Source organism: Streptomyces hygroscopicus subsp. hygroscopicus, from assembly GCF_001553455.1.
GTDB classification, from domain to species: Bacteria; Actinomycetota; Actinomycetes; order Streptomycetales; family Streptomycetaceae; genus Streptomyces; species Streptomyces hygroscopicus.
On sequence record NZ_BBOX01000069.1, the window covers coordinates 1 to 2,665 of the forward strand.

At 74.4% G+C, this 2,665-nt stretch carries 2 protein-coding genes; both read right to left on the reverse strand.

Features of this window, described 5'->3' with window-relative positions; genetic code table 11:
- Positions 1–642: 642 nt before the first annotated feature.
- A complete protein-coding gene (locus AXW62_RS08455) occupies positions 643–1,557 on the reverse strand; it encodes a LysR family transcriptional regulator (RefSeq protein WP_060943956.1) in 915 nt (304 codons plus the stop codon).
- Positions 1,558–1,752: 195 nt separating this feature from the next.
- On the reverse strand, positions 1,753–2,550 hold the full coding sequence (locus AXW62_RS08460; RefSeq protein ID WP_030841655.1) for a sugar phosphate isomerase/epimerase family protein: 798 nt from the start codon (positions 2,548–2,550) through the stop codon (positions 1,753–1,755).
- Positions 2,551–2,665: the final 115 nt, after the last annotated feature.

Sequence of the window (2,665 nt, forward strand, 5' to 3'; positions counted from 1 at the left end):
GCGGAGCTGTTCGCCGGCCCGCTGCAGGCACCGGCCGAGGCGGCGGCCAGGGCGGCGGTGAGCAGGGCGCGGCGGGACGTGGACGTAGGCACCCGCATTCCTTCCGTGGAACGTTCGCAGGGGCGGCCGGAGGTGTGCCGGAGGTGTGCAGGACACGCTGGGACACCAACCCGGCCCGGGTCAAGGAAAGGTGCTCCATATCGGCCGGGCGCGGTGAGGGAAAAGGCTCGTCGAGGACGGCCGTCCGGCGCCCCCGCGCTACCGCGGTACGGGGGCTCGGTCGCTTACGGGCATCGATTCTGGTCTGTGCGGTACGCGCTACCGGCGGTACGGGGGCTCGGTGTCCGCTGCCATCTGCCCGCGGCGGAGGCCATGGCTCCGGCGCTGGGCACGGCGGTGCTCGCGCCGGCGGACGATCCCGAGGTGGCCGCCCGCCGCGCCGCGCTCGGCCCGTGTGGGGCAGCCTGTGTGGGACAGCTCGTGTGGGGTGGGCGTGGGGCAGCCTGCGTGGGGCCGCTCGTGCGGGGTGGCTCGTGTGGGGCCGCCTGTGTGGGGCGGCTCGTGCGGGGCCGCCCGTGTGGGGCTCGTGCGGGGCAGCCCGCGTGGGGCAGCTCGCGTAGGGCAGTTCGTGCGGGGTGGGCGTCAGCCCGTGCGCCGGGGCCACAGATCGTGGAGCAGCCGCACCGTTTCGGTGATGGCGGGGCGGCGGGCCGCGCCGGTGCGCCACAGGGCGTACAGCCGCCGTACCGGGACCGGCTCCAAGGGCAGCGCCAGCACCCCGTCCGGCAGCGGACCGCGCCCCAGGCGGGGCATGAGCGCGACGCCGAGACCGGCCGCCACCAGGGCGATCTGGGTGTGGTTCTCCGCCGCCTGGTACGCCAGGTCCGGCTCGTGGCCCGACGCCCGCAGCGTGCGGACCAGCCAGTCGTGGCACACCGACCCCGGCGGCTGGCAGATCCACCGCTGACCCGGCAGGTCCTCGCGGCGCAGCGGGCGCCGTGCGGCGAGCCGGGTGAGCGAATGTCCGGCCGGGACGAGCAGATCGCACAGATCGTCCCCGATGGCCGCCCGTTCCTGTCCCTCCGGAGCGGGCAGTGGGGCGATGTCCCAGTCGTGGGCCACGGCCAGGTCGATGACCCCCTGCGCCACCAGGTCCACCGACAGATGCGGGTCCACCTCGAGCAGCCGGGCGTCCAGGGAGGGGTGTTCGGCCACGAGCGCGGCCAGCACCACGGGCATCAGCCCGCGCGCCGCCGAGGCGAAGGCGCCGATCACCAGCCGGCCCGTCGGCTGTCCGCGCCGCTCCTCCAGGGTGGTCTCGGCCTCCTCGACGATGGCGAGCAGCTGCTGGGCGGTGGCGGCCAGATGCCGCGCCTCGTCGGTCAGCGCGACGCCGCGGCCCTGCCGCTCCAGGAGGGTCGTCCGGGTCTCCCGCTCCAACTTGGCGATCTGCTGCGATACGGCGGACGGGGTGTAGCCGAGCGCGATGGCGGCGGCGCTGACCGAGCCGTGCACGGACACCGCGTGCAGAGCCCGCAGCCGGGCCAGATCCAACACGGGCCGCCCCCTCTCACCTTCAACCGATGCCGCTTCTTTAACGGATGCTGCATCCAATCATGAAGACATCCGCGCTGGTGCTACAAGGTCCGGGCGCCCGATGCTCGACCCATGCGAGCCACGCAACCCATGCGACCTGTGCACATAGCCCTCGCCGTGCGCCCGTCCGGCCCGTACAGTCCGCGGGTGCCGCGCTCAGGCGGCGTCCGTCAGCAGCCGTAGGAGGTGCTCGCGACCGGCGGGCAGCAGCTCCGGCAGCTCTCGCGCCTGCGGGTACCACCGCTTCTCGTACTCCCAGCACAACCAGCCGTCCCAGCCCTCACGGCTGAGCAGCTCCACGCACTCGGTCAGCGGCAGCACCCCCTCGCCGAGCGGCAGCGGGGTGGTGTCGTCGGCCGAGGCGATGTCCTTGACCTGGACGTAGCCCAGGTGCGGGAAGAGCGCCGGATAGCTGGTGGCCGGATCCTCACCGCCCAGCCAGGTGTGCATCACATCCCAGATCGCCCCGACGCTGCCGTGCCCCACGAGCCCGAGGACCCGGGCCGCGTCGGCGCCCGTCCGGTGCGAGTCGTGGGTCTCGAGCAGCAGCCGTACGCCGAGGTCGGCGGCGCGGGGCGCGGCGGCCGCGAGCCGCCGGGCGGCCGTGGCGTCGGCCTCCTCCGGGCTCTGCTCCCCGCCGCCGGGGAAGACCCGGACGTTGCGGGCGCCCAGGTCGTGGGCGAGCTCCAGCAGCTCCCCGAGCCCGGTCAGCACCGGCTCGTCCGGCCCGGCCTGGGCGGCGCGCACATAACCGGCGACGGTGAGGATCTCGACCCCGGCGTCCCGGAACTCGGCCGCCACCCTGGCCCGTTCGTCCGCCCCGATCCCCGGGTGCACCGGCTCCTCGGGGTGGGCACGCAGCTCGACGCCGTGGTACCCGGCCCCGGCGGCGAGCCGGGCCACGTCGGGCACAGGCATACCGGGGACGCCGAGGGTGGAGAAGGCGAGCTTCATGCGGGCTCCCTTGGTGGGGTCGTGCGGTACGTGGGGATTCTTCTTGCCCTTCATGCGGGACGCTAAGCAGGGGCACGAGCCGAATCAATCCTGCCGTGCCGATCACGCCTGCGGC